The 15760-nt window shown below is 66.2% G+C and carries 14 protein-coding genes and 1 pseudogene; 8 read left to right on the top strand and 7 right to left on the bottom strand.

Annotated elements, in window-relative coordinates; translation table 11 throughout:
- Window positions 1-23: 23 nt before the first annotated feature.
- The gene (locus tag C8C95_RS06055) at window positions 24-1394 is read right to left on the bottom strand and encodes a M23 family metallopeptidase (protein WP_116748003.1); all 1371 of its coding nucleotides are present in this window, start codon (window positions 1392-1394) and stop codon (window positions 24-26) included.
- A gap of 204 nt (window positions 1395-1598) precedes the next feature.
- Between C8C95_RS06055 and tyrS the strand changes: the two genes are divergently transcribed.
- Window positions 1599-2831, top strand: coding sequence for a tyrosine--tRNA ligase (gene tyrS / locus C8C95_RS06050; protein WP_116748002.1), 1233 nt, complete (start codon window positions 1599-1601; stop codon window positions 2829-2831).
- A 91-nt stretch (window positions 2832-2922) separates the two neighbouring features.
- Here the strand turns inward: tyrS and C8C95_RS06045 are convergent, their stop codons facing one another.
- Window positions 2923-3924, bottom strand: a complete 1002-nt coding sequence (locus C8C95_RS06045) for a LysR substrate-binding domain-containing protein (RefSeq protein WP_056743853.1) — start codon at window positions 3922-3924, stop codon at window positions 2923-2925.
- A gap of 131 nt (window positions 3925-4055) precedes the next feature.
- On the opposite strand from C8C95_RS06045, the gene C8C95_RS06040 reads away from it, so the two are divergent.
- Window positions 4056-4595, top strand: coding sequence for a DUF2917 domain-containing protein (locus tag C8C95_RS06040; protein WP_116748001.1), 540 nt, complete (start codon window positions 4056-4058; stop codon window positions 4593-4595).
- A gap of 105 nt (window positions 4596-4700) precedes the next feature.
- Window positions 4701-5078 (top strand): DUF2917 domain-containing protein, encoded by a 378-nt coding sequence (locus C8C95_RS06035; protein ID WP_116748000.1) that lies wholly within the window; start codon window positions 4701-4703, stop codon window positions 5076-5078.
- Window positions 5079-5163: 85 nt separating this feature from the next.
- Here C8C95_RS06035 and C8C95_RS06030 read toward each other — a convergent pair whose 3' ends face one another.
- On the bottom strand, window positions 5164-5784 hold the full coding sequence (locus C8C95_RS06030) for a TetR/AcrR family transcriptional regulator (protein ID WP_116747999.1): 621 nt from the start codon (window positions 5782-5784) through the stop codon (window positions 5164-5166).
- 159 nt (window positions 5785-5943) lie between these two features.
- Here C8C95_RS06030 and fabF point away from each other — a divergent pair, with 159 nt between their 5' ends.
- Entirely contained in the window at window positions 5944-7218 is a 1275-nt protein-coding gene (gene fabF / locus C8C95_RS06025) for a beta-ketoacyl-ACP synthase II (protein WP_116747998.1), read from the top strand.
- A gap of 59 nt (window positions 7219-7277) precedes the next feature.
- Here the strand turns inward: fabF and C8C95_RS06020 are convergent, their stop codons facing one another.
- Window positions 7278-7676 (bottom strand): BLUF domain-containing protein, encoded by a 399-nt coding sequence (locus tag C8C95_RS06020; protein WP_056743858.1) that lies wholly within the window; start codon window positions 7674-7676, stop codon window positions 7278-7280.
- A gap of 125 nt (window positions 7677-7801) precedes the next feature.
- Here C8C95_RS06020 and C8C95_RS06015 point away from each other — a divergent pair, with 125 nt between their 5' ends.
- The 3 genes from C8C95_RS06015 (at window position 7802) to C8C95_RS06005 (ending at window position 11108) form a co-directional block, all read left to right on the top strand.
- Window positions 7802-8557: a Crp/Fnr family transcriptional regulator gene (locus C8C95_RS06015; RefSeq protein WP_116747997.1), complete on the top strand. Its 756-nt coding sequence runs from the start codon at window positions 7802-7804 to the stop codon at window positions 8555-8557.
- 165 nt (window positions 8558-8722) lie between these two features.
- Window positions 8723-10141, top strand: coding sequence for a bifunctional UDP-N-acetylglucosamine diphosphorylase/glucosamine-1-phosphate N-acetyltransferase GlmU (glmU, locus tag C8C95_RS06010; RefSeq protein WP_116750156.1), 1419 nt, complete (start codon window positions 8723-8725; stop codon window positions 10139-10141).
- A gap of 181 nt (window positions 10142-10322) precedes the next feature.
- Window positions 10323-11108 (top strand): ATP-binding protein, encoded by a 786-nt coding sequence (locus C8C95_RS06005; protein WP_207780574.1) that lies wholly within the window; start codon window positions 10323-10325, stop codon window positions 11106-11108.
- Between the two features lie 21 nt (window positions 11109-11129).
- On the opposite strand, the gene C8C95_RS06000 is transcribed toward C8C95_RS06005, so the two are convergent.
- On the bottom strand, window positions 11130-12182 hold the full coding sequence (locus tag C8C95_RS06000) for a diguanylate cyclase (protein WP_116747995.1): 1053 nt from the start codon (window positions 12180-12182) through the stop codon (window positions 11130-11132).
- A 266-nt stretch (window positions 12183-12448) separates the two neighbouring features.
- Window positions 12449-12937, bottom strand: a complete 489-nt coding sequence (locus C8C95_RS05995; protein ID WP_108498955.1) for an Lrp/AsnC family transcriptional regulator — start codon at window positions 12935-12937, stop codon at window positions 12449-12451.
- Window positions 12938-13076: 139 nt separating this feature from the next.
- On the opposite strand from C8C95_RS05995, the gene glmS reads away from it, so the two are divergent.
- Window positions 13077-15011 carry a glutamine--fructose-6-phosphate transaminase (isomerizing) gene (glmS, locus tag C8C95_RS05990; RefSeq protein WP_116747994.1) on the top strand — a complete coding sequence of 645 codons (1935 nt, stop codon included), beginning with the start codon at window positions 13077-13079 and terminating at the stop codon, window positions 15009-15011.
- Window positions 15012-15659: 648 nt separating this feature from the next.
- Here glmS and C8C95_RS05985 read toward each other — a convergent pair.
- Window positions 15660-15758: pseudogene (locus C8C95_RS05985) on the bottom strand (IS3 family transposase); the annotation flags it as partial.
- Window positions 15759-15760 lie beyond the last annotated feature (2 nt).

Raw genomic sequence — 15760 nt, 5'->3', positions numbered from 1 at the left:
GTGGTATCTGGAAGTGCGGGGGATCAGTCTGCGCTGGCCTGCTCGATGAGCGCAGCGGCGTTCAGCTGGACACGCATGTTGGCCGCGAGGCGGTCAAACGCAGGGCGTGCGGCTGCAGACACCGGTGCTGCGGCTTCGCTCTGGGCGACGATGGTCATCGGGTCCTGGTGCACGCCGTTGACGCGGAACTCGAAGTGCAGGTGCGGGCCGGTGGCCCAGCCCGTGGCGCCCACGGCACCCAGCGTCTGGCCTTGTTCGACCGACTGGCCCTGGCGCACGTCAATGCGGCTCAGGTGGGCGTACACCGTGACGTGCTGGTTGCGGTGCTTGATGAACACCACGTTGCCGTAGCCGTTCTGCACACCCGCAAACTCCACCACGCCATCGCCCACGGTGCGCACGGCGGTGCCTGTGGGGGCTGCAAAGTCGGTGCCCAGGTGGGCGCGCCAGGTTTGCAGGATGGGGTGCAGGCGCATCTTGAAGCCGCTGGTCACGCGCGAGAACTCGACGGGCGAGGTCAGGTAGGCGCGGCGCATGCTTTCGCCGTCCAGCGTGTAGTACGCGCCCTTGGTGGCGTTGGGTTCCTGGAACCAGACGGCCTGGTGGGTCTTGCCGTTGTTGACGAACTCGGCGCTCAGCACGCGGCCGCTGGACAGGGGCTCGCCATCGGCTTCCAGGGTTTCGTACACCACCGAGAAGCGGTCGCCCTTGCGCAGCGAGCGGCGGAAGTCGATATTGCCCGAGAACAGTTCGGCCACTTGCACGGCCACGGCGTCGGGGATGTTCGACGCGTCGGTGGCGGCAAACAGCGAGCTATTGATGATGCCGCCCGCCAGACGGCTGTTGGTCGTCATCTTGGCGGTTTCGATGCGGGTCGCAAACTTGTTGTCGCCCGTGCGCTCGACGATCAGGCGGCGGAAGTTGCCGCTGTCGTCCGGCACCCAGCGCACCGTCAGGCGGATCAGGCGGTGGTCGTCGGTGGTCTCTGCCGACACGATGCGGCCGGTGCGGCCCAGCACGTTCTGGCGCACCGGCGTGTCGCTGCGCATGAAGGCGGCGGCGGCCGGGTCGGCCACGCCCATGCGCTGCAGCAGCGACTCGGGGGTGTCGCTGCTGCGCACCTGTTCGGAGCGGAACAGCGAAAAACTGGGCGCATCCAGCTGGCCCAGCACCAGGTTCTCGGCGAGCGATTCGACCGGGTAGTTCACCATGCGCACCGGCAGCTCGGCCGGGTCGGGTGCGAAGGAGGCCACGGCAAATGCGCCGCCGCCGCCCGTCAGCAGGATGGCTGCGACGGCGGCGGTGATGCGTTTGGGATGTTGTTGGATCGTGCGGGACAGCCGGTCAAGCAAAGCGATGCTGGCGGTGCGGACCGTAGTGAGGCCGTGAATCAAAGGTCTATCCCCAGGGTGATTGCGGATCCGTGGCACACCCCCGGTGTGAATGCGGGGCGGGGCCAGGAGCACAGACTGTCAGGCTGCAGCCATTCGACAGGTTGATGAAAAACAGGTCGAAACGGCGGGCCCACTAGAATCCGCCTCTGCAATGTGGGCTGAAGTATAGCGGTGCATGCTGTCTAGACATCCCAAAAAACCCTTATGAATCAATCTGCTGTTACAACAACCCCGGTCTCTGATGGTGTAAGACAAGCCCTCGAAATCTCGCTGCGCGGCGTGCAAGAGCTGCTGCCACAGGACGAATGGGTCAAGAAGCTGGCGCGTTCGGAGGCCACCGGCCAGCCGCTGCGCATCAAGCTGGGTCTGGACCCCACGGCCCCCGACATCCACATCGGCCACACGGTGGTGCTGAACAAGATGCGGCAACTGCAAGATCTGGGCCACCAGGTCATCTTCTTGATCGGCGACTTCACCAGCCTGATCGGCGACCCCTCGGGCCGCAACAGCACCCGCCCGCCGCTCACGCCCGAGCAGATCAAGGTGAATGCCGAGACCTACTACAAGCAGGCCAGCCTGGTGCTGGACCCGGCCCGCACCGAGATCCGCTACAACAGCGAATGGAGCGAACCCCTGGGCGCCACCGGGATGATCCAGCTGGCCGCCAAGTACACCGTGGCGCGCATGATGGAGCGCGACGACTTCCACAAACGCTTCACCACCGGCCAGTCCATTTCGGTGCATGAGTTCCTGTACCCGCTGATGCAGGGCTACGACTCCGTGGCTTTGAAGAGCGACCTGGAGCTGGGTGGCACCGACCAGAAGTTCAACCTGCTCATGGGCCGCCACCTGCAGCAGGAATATGGCCAGGAGCCGCAGTGTGTGCTCACCATGCCGCTGCTGGTGGGCCTGGACGGCGTGGACAAGATGTCCAAGTCCAAGAACAACTACATCGGCATTGCCGAGGACGCCAACACCATGTTTGCCAAGGTGCTGTCGATCAGCGACACCCTGATGTGGGACTGGTACACGCTGCTGTCGTTCAAGAGCCTGGCCGACATCGCCGCGCTCAAGGCGGAGATCGCTGGCGGGCGCAACCCCAAGGACGCCAAGGTGATGCTGGCCAAGGAGATCACCACGCGCTTTCACAGCGCGGCTGCGGCCGATGCCGCGGAGCAGGATTTCATCAACCGCAGCAAGGGCGGCGTGCCGGACGAGATCCCCGAGGTGAGCGTGTCTGGCGCGCCCCTGGGCATTGGTGCGCTGCTCAAGCAGGCCAACCTGGCCCCCTCGACCAGCGAGGCCAACCGCCTGATCGACGGCGGCGGGGTGCGTGTGGAAGGCAGCGTCGTCAGCGACAAGTGCCTGAAGCTCGCCGCCGGCACCTACGTGGTGCAGGTGGGCAAGCGCAAGTTTGCACGGGTGACTTTGGCCTGATTTGGGGTCAAAACAGCCGCAAGCGCTAGAAGAATAAGCGCTGGCAGCTATCAAAATGAAAGCGCTGAGGCCGCAAGGCCCAGCGCTTTTTTCATGACCCGTCCAGGTTGTCGTTCAGGTCCGGGTCGGGCACATCGCCAATCGCCTGGCGGGTGGCCTCGGCCTGCACCTGCAGCCAGGCGCAGAAGGCCTTGATCTCCGGCCGTTGCGCGCTGCGCGGCCCCACCATGAGCCAGTAGGCCAGGGGCGAGTCGATGCGGTGGCCGGGCAGCACCTCCACCAGGTCGCCTGCGGCCAGGGCGTCGGCAATCAGTGGCATGCGGGCCAGTGCCAGGCCCTGGCCCGCCAGCGCGGCCTGCACGATCTGGTGGGCGTAGTTGAAGTACAGCCAGCGCTGGGGCTGCAGCTTGGTGAGGTCGCGGGTGTCGAACCAGCGGCGCCAGCTCAGGTATTCCAGGTAGTGCGTGCGGTGGGCGTCGCCCGCCTCGATCAGGGTGAACTGCGCCACATCGGCGGGGGTGCGCAGCGGCTTGCCGCTCTTGAGCAGCCAGGGGCTGGCCACCACGGCCAGTTGCTCGCCAAACAGGCGGATGCCGCCCTGCGTGGCCCCGGCCGGCATGGCATAGCGCAGGGCCAGGTCCACGTCCGAGGTTTCCAGGTCCACCTGCACGTCGCTCGCATCAATGCGGATGTCGATGCCCGGGTTGTCGCGCTGGAACTCCTCCATGCGCGGGATCAGCCACATCGATGCAAAGCTGGCCCAGGTGGTGATGGCCACGCTGCGGCGCCCCGCCGTCTGGCGCACAAGGCGCACGGCGGCGTCCATGCGCTCCAGCGCCGGGCCCACGGCGCGTTGCAGCTGCGCGCCCGCGCTGGTCAGCTCCACCGCGCGCGTGTGGCGCAGGAACAGGGGCACGCCCACTTCTTCTTCCAGCGCCTGGATCTGGCGGCTCACGGCCGACTGGGTGAGGGCCAGCTCGTCGGCGGCCGCGCGAAAGTTGAGGTGTTTGGCCACGGTCAGAAAGGCGCGCCAGTGCCCTGTGGCCACGGGCCGAGTGCGCAAGACGGCGGGAGAGTATTCGGCAGAGGCCATGGCAGTGATCCTGAGTGCGATTCATGCGTTGACGGAATGAATAGCGTACCTTGTTTTCATTGGACTGTGTACGGTGTAAAGCGCACTATCCAAGCTCCTCAACACGTTTCACTGAAGCCAAGGAGCCTGTCATGTCCCCCCGCAACGTTCTGGAATCGCAACAATCCGTCCACGCCGCCACGGCTGGCCGTCGCGCGGCCGGTTGCTGGAAACTGGCCACAGGCCAGGCCTTGTCATTGCACCCAGACACCCATGGCGTGCTGCAGATCGCCCAGGGGCAGGCGTGGGTCACCTTGCGTGGCGTTCTGGCGGACATGCCGGGCGCCGCTGTGGACCACGTGCTGCAGCCCGGCCAACAGCTGACGGTTGCGCCGGGGCAGCATGTGGTGATGGAAGCCTGGAGCGGTTCCGGCTGCGCGGAGCCGGTGGCTTTCCGCTGGGACGTCGTGGCAGCCCCTGCTCTGGCGCAGCCCGCCAGCACGGCTGCCAGAGATTGGGAATGTGGCGTCGTGCAGCCGCTGCGCGATCTGGGGCAGGCGCTAGGGCAGGGCGGACGCGCCCTGGGCACGGCGCTGGCGGGTGTGGCGGGCGCTGGCGGCCGGTTTGCCGTCGGCTTTGCCCGGTTTGCTCTGCTTCGGATAGCAGCACCGCTACAGCGCAGAACCGTTTGAGCGGCTCATGCAGGAAAAGCATCAATCGGTGCCGTGCTTTTCATTGGACGTTGTTCTGCAACCAGCGCACCATACGGTCATATTAGGGTTAACCCGGAGAAAGCCATGACAACCTCTCACGCTCTTCATCTGTTTGCATCTTCCCGCGCCACGGGCGCTGCCGCCGGTGAGGCGGGACATGTGGCCGCAGGCGCCGCCGTCACCCTGGCCCCCAAGGCCGCGATGACCCTGCGCATTGCCGAAGGCCAGGCCTGGGTCACGCTGGGCCAGGGCTTGGGCGATGGCAGCGACGTGTTTCTGTGCGCCGGTCAGTCGCTGCCTGTGGCGTCAGGCCAGGCGGTGGTAGTCGAACCCCTGAACGGTCGCCGCCTGCAATACCGCTGGGTGCGCGGCGATGCCGCCGATGCGCGCCCTGCCACGTGGTGGCGCCGTGCGTCGGTGGGCAATGGGGCTCCCGCCTGGGGCGACGCCTGCTGCGCCTGACATGATCCCTGGGGCGTCTTGCCCTGGGTGATGTGACTTGTTAAGAACGGCCAGTGCTTGTGACGCAAGCGCTGGCCGCTCTTTTTTACTTCGAGGGGCTGGATGTGTTGTCCAGCCAGTCCGTCAGCTGCGTCTGCAGCGTCACCATCAGCTCATTCGACAGCGCGGGTTGCGCCGCTGCCGTGGCGCGGGCCAGCACCATCCCCCCCACCATGGTGGCCAGCACATGGATCGCGCGGGCGCGGTCTTGTGGCGATGGGGTGGCGCCGCTGCCGGCATCGGCAGCGCCGTCAGCCAGCAGCTGGGCAAACCGCTGGATGTTGCGCTCGATGCCCTGGGCAAACACTTCAGACAAGCCGCCGCCCGCCCGTGCGGCATCCACCGCCAATGCGGCCACGGGGCAGCCTGAGCCCGGCGCGTCGCGGTGTTCAGGTGAGAGGTAGCGCTGGATGCGGTCGCCCACCGTGGCGTGAGGCCGCTCGCCGTCCAGCACGGGGATGGACCAGTCGAACGCCTTGGTGCACGCCTCCTGCACCAGCACATCCTTGGACGCGAAATGCCGGTACAGCCCGCCATGCGTAAGCCCGGCATCGCGCGTGATGTCGGCCACCCCTACGCCGGTCAGCCCCCGCTCGCGGTACAGGCGGGCCGCCGCGTCCAGGATGCCCTGCCGGTTTTCTGCGGCCTGTGCTTTGGAAACCTTCATGGAAGCCTCTTATTGATTGCGGTCGTACGCAAAAATGAGTTTGCGGTTTATGATGACGATTGCAATCATAAAGGTGCAGAACCTCTGTGCCCCAACTGTCTGACGAGGTGAATCCATGAAAAAAGCGAGTGGTATGTGCAGCAACGAGGGGGTGGCCTGATGCGCCGCGTGGTGGTCACGGGCATGGGCCTGGTGTCGCCGCTGGGCTGCGGCGTAGAACTGGCGTGGCAGCGCTTGCTGGCTGGGCGCTCCGGCCTCTCGCGCTTGCCGGACGCGGTGACAGAAGGCATTGCCGCCAAGGTTGCCGGGCAGGTTCCCGGCATAGCGCAAGACCCCGAGGGCGGCTGGGATGTGGACGCCATCGTCTCGTCCAAAGACCAGCGCAAGATGGACCGCTTCATCCCCTTTGCGCTGGGCGCCGCGCAGCAGGCGCTGGCGCAGGCGGGCTGGCCGCCGGCCGACGAGCGGGCGCGTGAGCGCACGGCCACGGTGATCGCCTCGGGCATCGGCGGCTTTGGTGCGATTGCCGAGGCCGTGCGCACCACCGACACGCGCGGGCCGCAGCGGCTGTCGCCGTTCACGGTGCCGTCATTCCTGGTCAATCTGGCGGCGGGGCAGGTGTCGATCCGCCACGGGCTCAAGGGACCGCTGGGGGCACCGGTCACTGCGTGCGCCGCCAGCGTGCAGGCGATTGGCGATGCCGCACGCCTGATCCGCTGCGGCGAGGCCGATGTGGCCGTGTGCGGCGGCAGCGAGGCCGCTATCGACCGTGTGAGCCTGGGCGGTTTTGCGGCGGCCAAGGCTTTGGGTACGGCGTTCAACGACACGCCTGAGCAGGCATCGCGCCCGTTCGATGCGCAGCGCGACGGCTTTGTGATGGGCGAGGGCGCAGGCATGCTGGTGATCGAAGCGCTGGACCATGCCCTGGCGCGCGGCGCACAGCCGTTGGCCGAGCTGGTGGGCTACGGCACGTCGGCCGACGCGTACCACATCACCTCCGGCCCTGAAGACGGTGACGGCGCCGCGCGCAGCATGTGGGCCGCGCTGGCGCAGGCAGGGCTCACGGCCCAGGACGTGCAGCATCTGAACGCACACGCCACGTCCACCGGTGTGGGTGACCGGGGCGAGCTGGCCGCCATTGGCAGGGTGTTCGGCGCGGGTGCGCAGGTGGCCATCAGTTCGACCAAGTCGGCCACCGGGCACCTGCTGGGGGCGGCGGGCGCCGTGGCCGCCATCTTCACCACCCTGGCGCTGCGCGACCAGGTGGTGCCCGGCACGCTGAACCTGCACACGCCCGATGCGCTGGCCGAGGGGCTGGACCTGGTAGCCCTGCAGCCCCGGTCCATGGCGCTCACGCATGCCATGCTCAACGGGTTTGGTTTTGGCGGCGTGAATGCCACGCTGATCCTGCGGCGCTGGTTGCCCACGGCTTGAGGCTGGCAACGCGGGCCCAGGCGCCGCACGGTGTGCAAAGGGCGCCCGGCAGCGCCTGTTCAGATCACGAGTTCTCCGCGCATGGCTTCAAACGCGGCCAGTGCCGCTTCACCATCGAGCCGCTCCATGCGGGCCAGCGCATCGGCGTCTTCCACCGTGCTGAACGCCAGGCTGAACTGCTGAAACCGCCGCCCCGCCAACGGGCCGTTGTGTACCACCTCCACGTTCACATGGCGCGGGTCGTTGCGGATGCGTTCGATGAGCTTGAGCACAGCCTTTTGCGGGCCTTCGAGCTGCTGGCAAAAGCGCTGGCCGTCAAAGATCAGCAGGCCCGTCACGTCCAGCTCGGCGTTGACCTGGCGCGCCTTCGCGGCAATCTCTGCCACGACGGCGGTCGGCTGGTCGGGCGCCAGCGTGCTGACGTAGAGAACTTCGTAAAGGGCGGAGCTGATTTTCATAAGTAGCACCCAATGTAGAAGGCCCGGCTGCGCGGTGCAATGTCAAAAGACATAGGCGCGGCAGGCGTTGCGGGGCGGCTGCACGGCTTCGCGGTCACGGCCCGGGTCCCTAGAATGGCGCCACCATGAACGTCTCCCTGCCGCCCCATGCGTGTCCGCCCGCCTGCCAGCAATGCCGCTTGCGCAAAACGGGGGCCTTCACGGCCGTGAAGCCGGAGGTGCTGGATTTCATCGAAGGCTTTCGCACCGACAGCCTTGCCGTGGAAGCGGGCGGCGCGCTGGTGCGCGAGAACCAGACCAACGCCAAGCTGTTCACGCTGTATTCGGGCTGGGCGTTTCGCTACAAGACGCTGAGCGACGGGCGCCGCCAGATCCTCAACTTCCTGCTGCCCGGTGACCTGGTAGGCCTGCAGCAGGAGTTTGGCGATGTGTCGGCCCACGGCATCGAGGCGCTGACCGACTGCTCGCTGTGCGTGTTCCAGAACGACAGCCTGTGGGCGCTGTTTCGCGAGCACCCGCGCCTGGGCTACGACATCACCTGGCTGTCGGCGCACGAAGAGGGCCATGTGGACGACAACCTGCTCACCGCCGGCCGCCGCAACGCCACCGAGCGTGTGGCCATGCTGCTGATGCACCTGTACCGCCGGCTCGACCGTATCGGGCTGGTGGAAGATGGCTCGGTGGCCTTCCCGCTCAACCAGCAGCACATTGCCGATGCACTCGGGCTGTCGCTGGTGCACACCAACAAGACGCTGCGGCGCCTGGCCATGCTGGGCCTGCACGAGCTGAAAAACGGGCGGCTGCGCCTGCTCAACACCCGCGCGCTGGCGCGCATTGCCGAGTACTACGACACCCCGCCACGCTTGATGCCGCTGCTGTAGCGCCGTCGTTGCGGCAGGTTTGGGGTTTAACAGGCCGCAAGCGCTAGTCAATCATATGCAGTTAGCTATGGATTGGATAGCGTGTTGTGCCCCGTGGGCTGCAGCCGATAATCCACGCAACGCCCGCGCGTCGGGCTTGTGCTGCGCAACCCCCATTCCATTTTCATGACCCCACTCGACATCCTCATCATGGCGGCCGGCAAAGGCACGCGCATGAAAAGCCGCATCCCCAAAGTGCTGCAGCGCCTGGCCGGGCGCCCGCTGCTGCACCACGTGCTGGACCAGGCCGCGCACCTGCAGGCCCGCAGCGCCATTGTCATCACAGGCCATGGTGCTGCAGAAGTAGAAGCAGCTACCACAAACGCGACTAACGCTACCGGCACTTTTGACCTGAAGTTTGTGCGCCAGGAGCCCCAGCTGGGCACCGGCCACGCAGTGCAGCAGGCCGTGCCGCAACTGCGCGACGACGGCACGGCCGTGGTCCTGTCGGGCGATGTGCCGCTGACGCAAGCCGACACCCTGCGCGCCCTGGTGGCTGCTAGCGAAGGCAGCAAGCTGGCCCTGCTGACGGTGACCCTGCCCGACCCCACCGGCTACGGCCGCATCGTGCGCAACGCCGACGGCGCAGTGCAAGGCATCGTCGAGCACAAGGACGCCACCGACACCCAGCGCGCCATCACCGAGGTCTACAGCGGCATCATGGCTGTGCCCGCGCGGCTGCTCACGCCCTGGCTGGCGCGGCTGACCAACCACAACGCCCAGGGCGAGTACTACCTCACCGACATCGTCGCCATGGCCGTGGCCGATGGTGTGCCCGTGGTCGCCCACCGCATCACCGACGCGCTGCAGGTGGCGGGCGTCAACAGCCCGCTGCAACTGGCTGAGCTGGAGCGTGCCCACCAGCTGCGCCAGGCCCGAGCCTTGATGGAGCAAGGCGTGCGCCTGGCCGACCCCGCCCGCTTTGACCTGCGCGACGACACCCGCACCGGAGTGCGCGGCGAGCTGGTCTGCGGGCAGGACGTGGAGATCGACGTGAACTGCGTCTTCACCGGCCGCGTGGAGCTGGGCGAGGGCGTGAGCATTGGCGCGAACTGCTGCATCGCCAATGCGCGCATCGCAGCAGGCGCGGTGATCCACCCCTACACCCACATCGACGGCGAAAAGGCTGGAGCCACCGTGGGCGAGGGCGCGCTGATCGGCCCCTTTGCCCGCCTGCGCCCCGGCGCACAGCTGGGCCGCGAAGTGCACATCGGCAACTTTGTCGAAGTGAAGAACAGCACGCTGGCCGACGGCGCCAAGGCCAACCACCTGGCCTACCTGGGCGACGCCACGGTGGGCGAGCGCGTGAACTACGGCGCGGGCAGCATCACCGCCAACTACGACGGCGCCAACAAGCACCGCACGGTGATCGAGGCCGACGTGCATGTGGGCAGCAACTGTGTGCTGGTGGCGCCCGTGACCATTGGCGCAGGCGGCACGGTGGGCGGCGGCAGCACCATCACCAAGAGCACGGCGCCCGGCGCGTTGAGCGTGGCGCGGGGCAAGCAAGTCAGCATTGCCAACTGGTCCCGTCCGAAAAAATGAAGCACCCCCTGAGTCGCTTCGCGCCTTCCCCCTCCAGGGGGACGACAGCCTTTGCTGCGGGGCGGCCCTTGCTGGCTGTCCTCGCCTGCGCCTTCGTCTTCGTGCGTAGCGCGTTGGCGCCTCGTTGTGCCGTGCACGCTTCTGTGGCCTGCGGCGGGAGATGAAAGTGGCTGGTGCAGACATGACCCCCGAACAGCTGCGCGCCGAACTGGCCCGCAGCCGGCAGCAGGTGGCCGATATGGCGGCTGCGCAAGAGGAGTTCTTGCGCGCCGTCTCGCACGACCTGCGCGCGCCGCTGCGGCATGTGACGTCTTACGGAACGCTGGTGCGCGAGGTGTTGGGCGACCTGCCGCCCGAGGTGGTGCAGGGTGCAGAGGTGCAAGAGGCCCTGGGCTTCCTCGCCACCATGGACCACTCGGCTCGGCGCATGGGGCTCATGATCGACGGGCTGCAAGCCCTGGTGCGTGCCAGCCGTGCGCCGCTGCGCCTGCAGCCCGTGCCGCTGGCCGATGCAATGGCCCAGGCGCGCGCCACACTGGCCCCGGCCGAGGCCGGACGCGCGGTGGAATGGCGTGTGGGTGCCGATTTGCCCACGCTGTGGGCCGACCCGACGCTGCTGCAGGATCTGCTGGTGCAACTGCTGGGCAACGCCCTCAAGTTCACGCGCTCCGTGGCGCACCCGTGCATCACGGTGTCGGCGGACGCGGCGCCCGCAGGCCAGGGCGCCTTCACCGTGCAGGACAACGGCGTGGGCTTTGACCCGGCGCGCGCGGGCAGTTTGTTCGGCGTGTTCCAGCGCCTGCACCGCGAGACGGAGTTCGAGGGTGTGGGCACGGGGCTCGCGCTGTGCCGCGCCCTTGCGCAGCGCCACGGCGCACAAATCAGTGCCACGGCGGTGCTGGGGGGCGGTTGCACGGTGCGGGTGCAGTGGCCGGTGAATCCTGCAGTTGCCGCCGACGAGTCCTGAAGCTGCACGCAGTGCTGGTGGCTACACCGCCGGCACCAGCGCCGGTTCCATGCACCCCGCCACCTGATTGCGTCCGCCGTTCTTGGCGACGTAGAGCGCCGCATCGGCCGCGTCGATCCACGCGCGCAGGCTGCTGTGGCGGTGGTCTGCCGGGGCCACGCCGATGCTGCTGGTGATGCGCAATTCGGGCAGGCTGCGCAGGCGCACGCCTTCGGTCTGCTCGCGGATGCGCTGGGCAATGGCCAGGGCGTCCCGGGCCTGCATGCCGGGCAGCACGATGGCGAACTCGTCCCCGCCGTAGCGCCCCGCGCAGTCGCCTGCGCGCACGTTGCCCCGCACCACATGGGCCAGCGCGCGGATCACCTCGTCGCCCACGGTGTGGCCGTAGGCGTCGTTGATCTCCTTGAAATGGTCGATGTCCAGCATCAGCATGCAGGCGGGCTCGTCGGTGGTGTGGTGGCGGCGCAGTGCGGCCTCTGCCTGCTCTTGCCAGTGGCCGCGCCCGAACAGGCCGGTCAGCGCGTCCACGCGGCGCAGTTCGTCCAGCATCTGGTTCTGGCGCGCAGACTGCCGGATGAGCTGGTAGCTGACGGCGCTGACCGACAGCGTGTGCAGCGACATCACCGGCAGGCAGGCCACCATCACGCGCATGGAGGTCTCGGGCGCCCACTGCAGGCCCATGACCGCCGTGCTGGCGGCGCCGGCCGCCAGCATCACCCACAGGGCGCGCGCCCACAGCCCCCGGATGCCGGTCGTGATCTTGTCCACCATGGTCAAGGTGAGCAACATCACGCTGGGCAGCAGGTTGAAGTGCATCAGCGGCACCAGCGCAGCGACCAGCGCCGAGTCGATGAGCAGGTTGCGCACTTCGGCGGCGTACGGGTCGGCCGCGCGGCGTGTGAGCAGGTAGGCCACGTGCGGCCACACCAGCGTGGCCAGCAGCAGCGCCGTCCAGGCTGGGGGAGATGCCTGGCGCTCCCATAGCACCGTTGCCACAACCATGCCGCCCAGCCCCATGCCCAGGATGCGCAAGGGGTAGATGCGGCGTGGCATCTGGCGGCGGGGCGTCGGCATGGGGTATGCGGGGGAAAGGCGGCGCTGCCACGCGGGCATTCACCGGCCAGGTAGGTAGAAAGTGCGGCGGAGCTTACAACGCACCGCCAGGCGAGACCAGCAAGAAATGACCGTGGGCCATGCCCCATCCGTCGCCTGGATGGCGTTGATGGGTGGTGGGGCCTTGTTGCCTGGTCTGTCTGGGTGGTTTGTGGGGCTCGCTGGTGAGAGGGCGTTGGTGATGATTTGGGGTGACTTGCTAACAAATTAATAGCAATCAAGGCATATCACACTAGCGCTACTGGCACTTTTGTTTCAAATTTGGCCCGCCGGGTCGCAAAGAACGCCTTCACATTGCGCACATTGGCGTCGCCCGTGAACAGCCGCTGCGACAGCGCCAGGTAGCCCGGCATGTCCCGCGTGTGCACCACCAGCACAAAGTCGGGCCCCGGCGACACGCGCCAGCACTGCTGCACCGCGGCCTCCTGCACGGCGCGGGCTTCGAACGCGTCGAGTTGTTCTGCACCCTGGCGGTCCAGCGACACCTCCACGATGCACCCCAGCCCATGGCCCTGCAGCGCTGCCAGTCGGTCGGGCTGCAGGATGGCCACCTGCCGCTCGATCAGCCCCACATCATGCAGGCGCTTGACCCGGCGCAGGCAGGTGGGCGGGGACACGTGCACCTGTTCGGCCAGGGCCTGGTTACTTTGTGCGGCATCGGTTTGCAGCAGGTTGAGCAGCTGGAGATCGATCGCATCGAGAGATATGGATTCCATTGACTGATAAAAAATGAATGAAAATTTCACCGATGTGAATTGGTGAAATTTAAGTTCATTTTTGTGCAAATATCAATGAATAATTTTTCTCTTTGCTGCCTACGATCGCCCCATCGAATCCAACCCAAGGGCAACCACCATGTGCGGCATCGTCGGCGCAGTCTCCACGCGCAACATCGTTCCCATCCTCGTGCAGGGCCTGCAGCGGCTTGAATACCGGGGCTATGACTCCTGCGGCGTGGCCGTGCATGCGTCCAGTCTCGACGCCACGCGCCCTGCCGGCCTGCAGCGCGCCCGCAGCACCGCCCGCGTGGCCGAGCTGCTGGAGCAGGTGAGCACCGAGCACATCGACGGTGCCACCGGCATCGCCCACACCCGCTGGGCCACGCACGGCGCGCCCGCCGTGCACAACGCCCATCCGCATTTCAGCCACGGCACGGGCGCAGACGCGCAGGTCCAAGGCGCAGGTCGCGTGGCGCTGGTGCACAACGGCATCATTGAAAACCACGAAGAACTGCGCAAGGCACTGCAGGCACGCGGCTATGTGTTTGCGAGCCAGACCGACACGGAAGTCATCGCCCATCTGGTGGACAGCCACTACAGCGGCGACCTGTTCGAAGCCGTGGAGGCCACCGTGGCCGAACTGCACGGCGCCTACGCCATCGCCGTCATGCACAAGGACGAACCCCACCGCGTGGTGGGGGCACGCGCCGGGTCCCCATTGATCCTGGGGGTGGGCAAAGACGCCACCGCTGGCGCATCTGCGTCGCGCGAGCACTTTCTGGCCAGCGACGCCATGGCCCTGGCGGGCGTGACCGACCAGATCATCTACCTGGAAGAAGGCGACCTGGTGGACCTGCAGCTGGGCCGCTACTGGATCGTCGGCAAGGAAGGCGGCGCGCTGACCACCGAGCAGCGCCCCGTGCGCACCGTGCTCGCCCACAGTGGTGCGGCCGAGCTGGGGCCTTACCGCCACTACATGCAAAAGGAAATCTTCGAGCAGCCACGCGCGATTGCCGACACGCTGGAAGGCCTGGCCGGCATCGTGCCCGAGCTGTTCGACGGCGCAGGCCAGCATGGCGAGCCCGGCGCGGCCGCCTGGCGTGTTTTCAAGGAGATCGACAACGTGTTGATCCTGGCCTGCGGTACGAGCTACTACAGCGGCTGCACCGCCAAATACTGGCTGGAAGACATTGCTGGCATCCCCACGCAAGTGGAAGTGGCCAGTGAATACCGCTACCGCACCAGCGTGCCCAACCCGCGCACCCTCGTTGTCACCATCAGCCAAAGCGGCGAAACCGCCGACACGCTGGCCGCCCTGCGCCACGCGCAGTCGTTGGGCATGCAGCACACGCTCACCATCTGCAACGTCGCCACCAGCGCCATGGTGCGCGAATGCAAGCTGGCCTACATCACGCGCGCCGGGGTCGAGATCGGCGTGGCCAGCACCAAGGCCTTCACCACCCAGCTGGCAGGCCTGTTCTTGCTGACGCTGGCGCTGGCGCAGAGCAAGGGCCGCTTGAGTGAAGAGCAAGAGGCCGCTCACCTCAAGGCCATGCGCCACCTGCCTGTGGCCCTGCAGGCCGTTCTGGCGCTGGAGCCACAAATCATCAGCTGGGCCGAAGACTTTGCGCGCATGGAAAACGCGCTCTTTTTGGGCCGGGGGCTGCATTACCCCATCGCCCTCGAAGGTGCCCTGAAGCTCAAGGAAATCAGCTACATCCACGCCGAGGCCTACCCGGCCGGCGAACTCAAGCACGGCCCCCTCGCCCTGGTGACCAGCGCCATGCCCGTGGTCACCGTAGCACCCAACGACACCCTGCTCGAAAAGCTCAAGAGCAACATGCAAGAGGTGCGCGCGCGCGCGGGTGTGCTGTACGTGCTGGCTGACGCCGACACCCGCATCGAAAGCAGCGAGGGCATCCACGTCATCCGCATGCCCGAGCACTACGGCCCCTTGAGCCCGCTGCTGCACGTGGTGCCGCTGCAGCTGCTGGCGTATCACACGGCCTGCGCGCGGGGGACGGATGTGGACAAGCCCAGAAATTTGGCCAAGAGCGTCACGGTGGAGTGACTTGTCGAACGGACCGCTTTTTTATTCTGGGTAATTCAAGTCGTAAACACGCAAATAAAGTCGTAAACAAGCCTCCTGCATTCATGCGGGTTTGCGGGGGGGCATTTGTAACAGTAAAGTCGTAAACTCGAACTTGACGGGTAAAGACGACCTGGAAATACGAAGCAAGCCGCAGCCCTGTTTGGGCTAGCTGCTACATAAAAAAGAGCGCTCAGTTTGAGCGCTCTTTTTTTGGTTTTTCCAGAAGTTCTTGCGGTCCGAGCAGCCCCTAAACGCTCCGATGACTGCAAGAGGCTGGATGCAGTCAATTAGCCCTGCAACGGCAATGTCTGCTTTCTCTAATTTCGGCCACTTCGGTAACCGCTCGGTTGCCAAAGAAGACTCATTCAGCATCCATCAACTTGCCTTGGTGATTAATGAAAGCCTCGACACGGAATGCATTTGCCGGCCAAGCCTCGGCTCACCTTCGCTCCACCAGGGAAAAATCGTCACGTCATTATTTTTAGAATGACCCAGTTCCAAAAGCTGCCGAGCGACCGAGTTTCCGAGCCACCCAAACATCGTTCCTGCCCCTCCGGTGAGGAGTCTCTGTGCTCTGCCAGTTCGGCACACAGCTTTGTGGGTGCGGATAACTAGCATGGACTGGTTCTATGCCACAAGCCCAAGGTTCACCCGGTATTCGATCGGGCTGAGAGAGCCATGGGAGATCTTGATACGCTTCTCGTTGTACCAACAGATGTAGTCGTCGG

Source organism: Acidovorax sp. 99 (assembly GCF_003096455.1).
GTDB classification, from domain to species: Bacteria; Pseudomonadota; Gammaproteobacteria; order Burkholderiales; family Burkholderiaceae_C; genus Acidovorax; species Acidovorax delafieldii.
This window is presented reverse-complemented; position numbering and strand designations above follow the sequence as displayed.

Bases quoted from the DNA above. Each gene is read 5' to 3' on its own strand.
- C8C95_RS06020 (WP_056743858.1), bottom strand. From the start codon at position 7,676: ATGAAAATCAGCTCCGCCCTTTACGAAGTTCTCTACGTCAGCACGCTG.
- C8C95_RS06000 (WP_116747995.1), bottom strand. From the start codon at position 12,182: ATGCCGACGCCCCGCCGCCAGATGCCACGCCGCATCTACCCCTTGCGC.
- C8C95_RS06045 (WP_056743853.1), bottom strand. From the start codon at position 3,924: ATGGCCTCTGCCGAATACTCTCCCGCCGTCTTGCGCACTCGGCCCGTG.
- C8C95_RS06005 (WP_207780574.1), top strand. From the start codon at position 10,323: ATGACCCCCGAACAGCTGCGCGCCGAACTGGCCCGCAGCCGGCAGCAG.
- fabF (WP_116747998.1), top strand. From the start codon at position 5,944: ATGCGCCGCGTGGTGGTCACGGGCATGGGCCTGGTGTCGCCGCTGGGC.
- C8C95_RS06030 (WP_116747999.1), bottom strand. From the start codon at position 5,784: ATGAAGGTTTCCAAAGCACAGGCCGCAGAAAACCGGCAGGGCATCCTG.
- glmS (WP_116747994.1), top strand. From the start codon at position 13,077: ATGTGCGGCATCGTCGGCGCAGTCTCCACGCGCAACATCGTTCCCATC.
- C8C95_RS06035 (WP_116748000.1), top strand. From the start codon at position 4,701: ATGACAACCTCTCACGCTCTTCATCTGTTTGCATCTTCCCGCGCCACG.
- tyrS (WP_116748002.1), top strand. From the start codon at position 1,599: ATGAATCAATCTGCTGTTACAACAACCCCGGTCTCTGATGGTGTAAGA.
- glmU (WP_116750156.1), top strand. From the start codon at position 8,723: ATGACCCCACTCGACATCCTCATCATGGCGGCCGGCAAAGGCACGCGC.
- C8C95_RS06040 (WP_116748001.1), top strand. From the start codon at position 4,056: ATGTCCCCCCGCAACGTTCTGGAATCGCAACAATCCGTCCACGCCGCC.
- C8C95_RS05995 (WP_108498955.1), bottom strand. From the start codon at position 12,937: ATGGAATCCATATCTCTCGATGCGATCGATCTCCAGCTGCTCAACCTG.
- C8C95_RS06015 (WP_116747997.1), top strand. From the start codon at position 7,802: ATGAACGTCTCCCTGCCGCCCCATGCGTGTCCGCCCGCCTGCCAGCAA.